7 protein-coding genes are annotated in these 6806 nt (G+C 45.5%); 4 read left to right on the top strand and 3 right to left on the bottom strand.

The features are described 5' to 3' along the window. The first annotated feature begins 244 nt into the window (after nt 1-244). From ACQ661_RS06820 to ACQ661_RS06805, 4 genes are all read left to right on the top strand, one after another. On the top strand, nt 245-2650 hold the full coding sequence (locus tag ACQ661_RS06820; RefSeq protein WP_418055305.1) for a TonB-dependent receptor plug domain-containing protein: 2406 nt from the start codon (nt 245-247) through the stop codon (nt 2648-2650). Nucleotides 2651-2806: 156 nt separating this feature from the next. Beyond that, entirely contained in the window at nt 2807-3118 is a 312-nt protein-coding gene (locus tag ACQ661_RS06815; protein ID WP_153826813.1) for a hypothetical protein, read from the top strand. 35 nt (nt 3119-3153) lie between these two features. Continuing rightward, nucleotides 3154-3579: a copper chaperone PCu(A)C gene (locus ACQ661_RS06810; protein ID WP_110075904.1), complete on the top strand. Its 426-nt coding sequence runs from the start codon at nt 3154-3156 to the stop codon at nt 3577-3579. A gap of 14 nt (nt 3580-3593) precedes the next feature. Continuing rightward, nucleotides 3594-4343, top strand: a complete 750-nt coding sequence (locus ACQ661_RS06805; RefSeq protein WP_110075903.1) for a TIGR04219 family outer membrane beta-barrel protein — start codon at nt 3594-3596, stop codon at nt 4341-4343. 24 nt (nt 4344-4367) lie between these two features. Here the strand turns inward: ACQ661_RS06805 and ACQ661_RS06800 are convergent, their stop codons facing one another. From ACQ661_RS06800 to ACQ661_RS06790, 3 genes are read right to left on the bottom strand one after another with little or no spacing between them, the layout of a single operon-like run. Beyond that, on the bottom strand, nt 4368-4862 hold the full coding sequence (locus tag ACQ661_RS06800; protein ID WP_313932783.1) for a DUF3299 domain-containing protein: 495 nt from the start codon (nt 4860-4862) through the stop codon (nt 4368-4370). Further along, the gene (locus ACQ661_RS06795) at nt 4859-6112 is read right to left on the bottom strand and encodes an ABC transporter permease (protein ID WP_313932784.1); all 1254 of its coding nucleotides are present in this window, start codon (nt 6110-6112) and stop codon (nt 4859-4861) included. Before ACQ661_RS06795 ends, ACQ661_RS06800 begins: the two co-directional genes overlap by 4 nt. Beyond that, complete coding sequence (locus ACQ661_RS06790) at nt 6105-6803, bottom strand: ABC transporter ATP-binding protein (RefSeq protein ID WP_110075900.1); 699 nt, start codon at nt 6801-6803, stop codon at nt 6105-6107. The genes ACQ661_RS06795 and ACQ661_RS06790 overlap by 8 nt, the downstream gene beginning before the upstream one ends. Nucleotides 6804-6806: the final 3 nt, after the last annotated feature.

Genomic DNA, 6806 nt, shown 5'->3' with positions numbered 1-6806 from the left:
TGGCTGCTAGGGGTTTTTTCGTTGCGTGGTCGAAAAGATCGCGCAGAGCGTCCAATAATCTTAACTTTCTGTCTGTTCGCCTCATAAATCTGCATAAACATTGAACTATGTTAAATTTATATGCAGTCTCAGACTTTGGTCATATTGCTTTATGATCTATACAAGAAGATACTGATGTATATAAAAGAATAAATGTACTGCTAATATGTACTTTGATTTTTATAATAATCAGCAGGAGAAGAACATGAAATACGCGAAGTTAAGTTATCTGATTGCGGGAGCGTTAGCAGTTCCATCAGCTTTAATGACTCATTCAGCACTTGCCCAAGAGGCTTCAGTAGAAGCTGAAGAAACCATCCAAGTAGTAGGTTCTCGTTTATCGGTACGCACAGCGACTGACGGTTCGGCGCCAGTAGATATCATCAGTGGTGAAGATCTTGCGGCTAGCGGCATCACTGAAACGGCACGTGCATTACAATACGCAGTGCCTAGTTTTAACTTCCCATCGTCATCGATTACCGACGGTTCAGATGCCGTTCGCCCAGCGTCATTACGTGGTTTATCTCCTGATCACACACTCGTCTTGATTAACGGCAAGCGTCGTCACAGTAGTGCTCTCGTGCATTTAAATGGTACTACCGGACGTGGTAGTTCCAACGTCGATTTGAACGCAATCCCTATCTCATCCATCAAGCGCATTGAAGTTCTTCGTGATGGTGCAGCTGCACTATACGGTTCTGATGCAATTGCCGGGGTGATTAACATTGTTCTCAAAGATCAATCAGAAGGCGGCTCAATAACAGCTAATGCAGGCCAAACTTATATTGGTGATGGTGACCAATATAAAGTACATGGTAACACTGGATTTGCGCTAGGTGACGATGGTTCTTTGATGTTAGCGTTTGAATACCATCATAAAAATAAAACTAACCGTGCCGGTCCTGATCCACGCCAGCAATATGAATTAATTAACGGTGAAGAAGATCCACGCGAAGAAACCTTCAACAGATTAAGTCATCATGTTGGTGATGCTTCGTTTGAAAACAAAGCCATCTTCTTTAATGCTAATATGGCAGCTGGTAACGAAGGCGAATTGTACGCCTTTGGTGGATACAGTGATAGAACCTCACAATCTGGTGCATTCTATCGTCGTGCTTTAGATAACCGTAACTTAACAGAAGTCTATCCGGATGGTTATCTGCCGCTTCTTACCCCAGAAACATCAGATTTTTCTGTAGTTGGTGGTTATAAATTCCTATTAGCTGATTGGAACGTAGATGCCAGCGTAGGTATGGGCACCAGTGAGTTCCAATATCGCTTGGAGAATTCGTTAAACGCATCTTTTGGTCCGTCAACGCCAACAGAATTTGATGCAGGTACTCTAGAACTGAATGAAGTTAATGCTAGCGTTGACGTTCAGCGGTTCTTCCCGTTTGTAAATAACTCAGATTTGTCGGTAGCTTTCGGGCTTAGCTATCGTGAGAACACTTATAAGATTTCAGCGGGAGAGCCAGCATCTTATGAGAACGGCGGTTACGATGGGCGTCCAGGAGGTAGCCAAGGTTTCACTGGGTTTAAACCTGAGTCTGAAGTAGATGAATCGCGTGATAACGTGGGTTTGTATGTAGAGCTTGAAAACATGCTGACTACTCAGTTTCAATGGGGTGCAGCAGTTCGTTATGAAGACTATTCAGACTTCGGTAACAATACCAGCTGGAAGATCTCGGGCCGTTATGATGTGACTGATCAGTTCGCTATTCGAGCTACCGCGAACACCGGTTTCCGCGCACCTAGTGTGCAGCAAATCTATTTCACGAATATCTCAACTCTGTTTGTTAACCGTAACGGTGAGTTAGTACCTGAACAGTCAGGTACCTTCAATAACATAAGCCCGGTAGCTCAAGCACTGCAGTTAGGTGCGCTACAACCAGAAGAGTCACAAAGCTTAAGCTTTGGTTTGGTTTGGAGTGGCGACGATGGCCTGTCAGTAACAGTTGATGCCTTCCAAATTGATATCGATGATCGAATCATTCTCTCTAGCTCGCTAATTCCAAGCGATTCTCCCGCAGTTGCTGCAGCGCTTGCGGCAGCTGGTGCAGATAACGCACGCTTCTTTATTAACGCAGTAGATACCTCAAGCCGTGGTGTGGATGTGGTGGCAACCCAAGAGTTCGATGTTGGTAGCTCGCTACTCAAAACGCAATTGGCTTATGGCTATAATAAAACGGAAGTGGATGGTGTTAACCTACCAACTATTTTGGATGGTTTAGAAGATAAACTGTTTGATAATGTGGAACAAACCCGCATGACTCGTTCAGTACCGCGGCATAGCGGCTCGTTATCTTTTACCTCGATTGTTGAAGATTTTGAAACTCGTTTGGGCTTCAATTACTTTGGCGATTACATGTTAGAGAATAATGCTGGGCTACAAACTGAGTTTAGCGGTAAATGGGTAGTTGATTTTTCCGTGAAGTATAAAATGGATGACAACTTATCTTTCAATGTGGGTGTACAAAACTTGCTGGACGAATACCCAGACAAGCAGGACCCATCAAACCAGTTTAATGGTATCTTCATGTATCCAAATACTAACGCACCGTTTGGTTTCAATGGTGGCTACTATTATGGTGAAGTGACTTATAGTTTTTAATAGCTAAAAATCGCTAATTATTGGTCAAAGCCGCTAACCTAGGTTAGCGGCTTTTTCTTTTTCATCTTATAAATCTATATTAAACAAAGCGTTATTAACTTCGGCATGGTAATTGCTTTATACCTTATGAGGTTTCTATCTTTTAGAGGATAAGCAATGAACAAACAATCATCATGGTTATGGATACTGTTAGGATTATTTGCCTTAGTTGTTTTTGGCGATGAACTATTGGCTATTGTCGGGGCTATTATTGGAGTGATCTTCAGTGTTGGCTTCGCTGGATTATTGATACTTACCATCGCGGCTGTCGTATTTGGTGCGGTGCTAGTGGTTGGTGGTAGTGTTGCAGTAGCGCTACTCGCAGCCGGTGTCGCTTTAGCTGCGGTCTTATTTAGTTGGTTATGGCCCTATTTATTGGTCGGTTTTATTATCTATCTAATGGTACGAAAACGCCCTAAAACTGTGTAGACTTGTTATCAAATAATAACAAGGTGAGCAAAATCATGTGGCGAATTCTATTGGCACTGGTATTTCTTGGTGGTGGTATTAACCTAGTTGCGGCTGCAGAAGTAGAAATCAGTAATGTATGGATGAAAGAATCCATTCCTGGTACTGAGAACGGAGCAGCCTATTTTACTATCAGTAATAGCTCGGCTGCACCAGTCGTCTTGATCGGTGCCAATACTGATGCTGCTCGGGCCACCGAGGTACATCAACACGTTATGCGTGATGGTATGATGCGGATGCGCAGAGTACCAGAATTAGTGATAGAGCCCAATCAGACCCTAGTGTTTCAGCCGGGCGGCTATCACTTGATGCTATTTGGTGTAAAAAAAGCGTTTAAGCCAGGCGAAACGGTCGATTTTGTTTTAGAGTTTAATGATGGTGATACAGCCACTATGACTGCTGTAGTCAAAACAATACGATGAAAGGATGAGCATTAATGAGAAAACTAGCTACTGCGTTAGTACTACCCGCATTGCTGTTAGGTGCCAATGCACAAGCAGATACCATTTTAGGGATTTATGCCGGTGGCCAATATTGGGACACCAGTAACTCGGGTAATTTTGGCTCAGGTAATGGTACTCAAGGATTTAATTTTGCTGACGAAACGCAAAACAGTTTTTACGTCGCACTAGAGCATCCGATTCCATTGTTGCCAAACTTTAAGGTGCGCCGCAACGATTTAACGACCTACGGTGTCACCACGCTTGGCAGTGATTTTAGTTATAACGGCATCGGTTACAGTGCGGGCACAACCCTAAACAGCAGTGTCGATTTAACCCATACTGACTACACGTTGTACTACGAAATTTTTGATAACGATTTACTGAGTGTTGATTTAGGTATAACTGCGAAACAAGTGGATGGTTTATTGGCAGTAAGAGACGCTACTGCCGAAAACAGTTTAGATGCCGACGGCTGGATCCCAACCGGTTATGCTCAAGTGCGGGTCGGTATTCCGGCCACAGACCTTACGCTATATGGCTTAGCCAATGCGGTTTCTATTGATGATAGCAGCGTACGTGACATTGAAGCTGGTATTGAATATCGCTTAGTAGATAGCTTGGCGGTGAATTTAAATCTGCAACTGGGCTACCGAGATATCACGATTGAACTAGATGACTTAGATAATATCTATTCAGATATTCAGTTTAAAGGCCCTTACCTTGGCTTAGAAATCCATTTCTAATCGCTCTGTAAGTTGATGGGAGCCTTAATAATAAGGCGTTACTGTGGCGGCTGTCATTCGATAGCCGACCACGGCTACATCGCCTTCCACGCGTTCAACCTTAATAACTCCTTCTACCCATACGGCATCAAAAGTATCTTCGTACTTCACCCCTTCAGCAAAATCAACCAACACAATTTGATTTGGTGGTGGTGGTGGCACGTGTACACAAGCGCCAAAATAAGGAACTAACAGAAACTGCGTAACTTTTTCTGCGTCACCTTCTAACTGCACCACGTACCCGGGGATCTTTATTTTCTTGCCATCTAGCTCAGCTACCATTGGGGCATCAAGTTCAGGTTGATTAGCTAATTCGGGATTGGCATCGTAAAAAGCTTGGCTTCGAACAGGCGGGGGCTTATAACCTGGGGGAACCAGTTCTTTCCACTGTGTATTCACATAGTCATCGGCAGCGAAAGCCGGCACGATTGCCGCCAAGCTTACCAGTAATAACGCAACATATTGACGAAGTTTGATCATAATTTAATTGTTAAACCATCAGCTAGTGCATTGCGGAAGGCTCGCCATGCAGGGATTAAACTCAATATTAAAGCAGCAGCTAAAATGGCTGCCAGTAATACCCATTCGTTACTTGTTAAAGGGCTTGCTCTTAACAACATACCTGTGTGAGCGAGTAATAGATCGCCACCCAGCATTAACCCTAAGAACAGTAACAAAACCCCAGTACTAACGCCAATGACGGTAAGCAACATAGCTTCGCTCACCAGGAGGCTAAAAATACTAAATGGTCCGGCCCCAAGGGCTCGCAGCACGGCCATTTCTCGGCGCCGTTCGCGCAAGCTAGCCAAAAGTGTTGTGAGCATTCCTAATAGACCGGTTGCGACGACGAGCGCGGCGATCGCTAGCAGTGCTTGTTCGAATAGAGCTAAGGTGCGCCACAATTCGGTTAACGCCATTCCGGGCATAATTGCAGTGAGTGGTTCATTCTTGTAGGTATTGATTTGTCGTTGCATACGCAAGGCTAAAGGACGCGCTTCCAGCCCAATTAGGACAGCACTTAACGTATAAACAGGAGGTGCATGGCTAGCGTGGTCATGGTGATCATCATGGTCGTGATCTGCGCTATGCTCGGGATCAAACTCACCGTGTAAGAGACCAAGGCCTTCAAGATGAATATAGACAGCTTGGTCGACGGGGGTTCCAGTACGATTCAAAATGCCACTCACCACAAAGGGGTGCTGATCGTGGTCACTAAAACTGATACCGCCACTGCCATGTGCCAAGGTGAGCGGATCGCCTTGCTGTAGGCCAAGCCGGGCTGCCACCTCGGCACCCAGAGTGGCCTGGTTCATCTCGCTAAAGACAGTACCCTTAGCGAGTTCTAGAGAGAGTCCATCACCATAACGAAAATAACTAAAGAAATCGCTGGTGGTTGCTACTACCGGATAGCCTGCCACGCTGTCGCCAAGAGCCATGGGAATATGCCACTTAACTCCGGGCAACTTAGTTAAATACTGATAACTATCCCAACTTAGGGTGTTATTCAGGCTGCCTATGTGAAACACGCTGCTTAATAGCAGTTGGGTTGATCCTGTTCTGGCACCAACAATTAAATCAGTGCCAGCAATGGTGTTAGCAAAATTAGCTTGGGTTTGTTCGCGCACCCGTTCTACTCCTAAGAGCAGGAGCGTACTGATAGCTATTGCCAGAATCGTGAGGATAGCGCTGGCACGACGATTACGTAAGCTAGCCCAAGCCAATTTAAGCATCGCCATCATCCTTACGTGCGTGATTGATATCGCTAAGTTCAATGGTTCTTTCAAACATTGGCGCTAGGCCTTGATCGTGCGTAACAAAGAGCAGTGTGGTTTGATTGGCAGCACAAGCTTTGAATAACACCTGAATGAATTCGTCTCGATGCTCGGCATCTAATGCTGATGTTGGCTCGTCGGCTATGATCAGAGAAGGCGCCCCAAACAAGGCTCGTGCAGCAGCCACGCGTTGTTGTTGGCCGACGCTCAATTGGCTAGCCAAGCGCTGGGTGTCTGCCGCAGCTAGGCCCAGTTGTTTTAGCAAGGACTGGGCATGCTGCTGAGGGTTTTGCACACGTTTGCGCCGAGCTGGTGCAAATTGGCTTGCTAACGTGACATTTTCTTCTGCATTAAGAAAAGGTAGCAAGTTAAACTGCTGAAAAATATAGCCGATTTCATTAGCCCGTAATTGGTCACGTCGGTGTTGGCTAAGCCGACCAAGATCATGTCCTAATACTTCGAGTTGCCCAGCTGGGGCTTGGTGCACGCCGGCAATCAAGCTCAGTAAGGTAGACTTACCCGAACCACTGGCACCACGAAGGAGGACTCGCTCACCACGAGCTATGGTCAATGATGGGATTGTTAGCAGGGGAGAAGGGGCACCCGGCCAGCGAAACTCGAGATGTTTTACTGCAATACAGGTGCCCATAGC

Source organism: Pseudidiomarina sp. WS423 (assembly GCF_050750165.1).
Lineage (GTDB): Bacteria > Pseudomonadota > Gammaproteobacteria > Enterobacterales > Alteromonadaceae > Pseudidiomarina > Pseudidiomarina fusca.
Note: the sequence above shows the minus strand (reverse complement) of the source record. Positions and strands in the feature narration are given on the sequence as shown.

Bases quoted from the DNA above. Each gene is read 5' to 3' on its own strand.
- ACQ661_RS06810 (WP_110075904.1), top strand. From the start codon at position 3,154: ATGTGGCGAATTCTATTGGCACTGGTATTTCTTGGTGGTGGTATTAAC.
- ACQ661_RS06805 (WP_110075903.1), top strand. From the start codon at position 3,594: ATGAGAAAACTAGCTACTGCGTTAGTACTACCCGCATTGCTGTTAGGT.
- ACQ661_RS06800 (WP_313932783.1), bottom strand. From the start codon at position 4,862: ATGATCAAACTTCGTCAATATGTTGCGTTATTACTGGTAAGCTTGGCG.
- ACQ661_RS06795 (WP_313932784.1), bottom strand. From the start codon at position 6,112: ATGCTTAAATTGGCTTGGGCTAGCTTACGTAATCGTCGTGCCAGCGCT.
- ACQ661_RS06790 (WP_110075900.1), bottom strand. From the start codon at position 6,803: ATGGGCACCTGTATTGCAGTAAAACATCTCGAGTTTCGCTGGCCGGGT.
- ACQ661_RS06820 (WP_418055305.1), top strand. From the start codon at position 245: ATGAAATACGCGAAGTTAAGTTATCTGATTGCGGGAGCGTTAGCAGTT.
- ACQ661_RS06815 (WP_153826813.1), top strand. From the start codon at position 2,807: ATGAACAAACAATCATCATGGTTATGGATACTGTTAGGATTATTTGCC.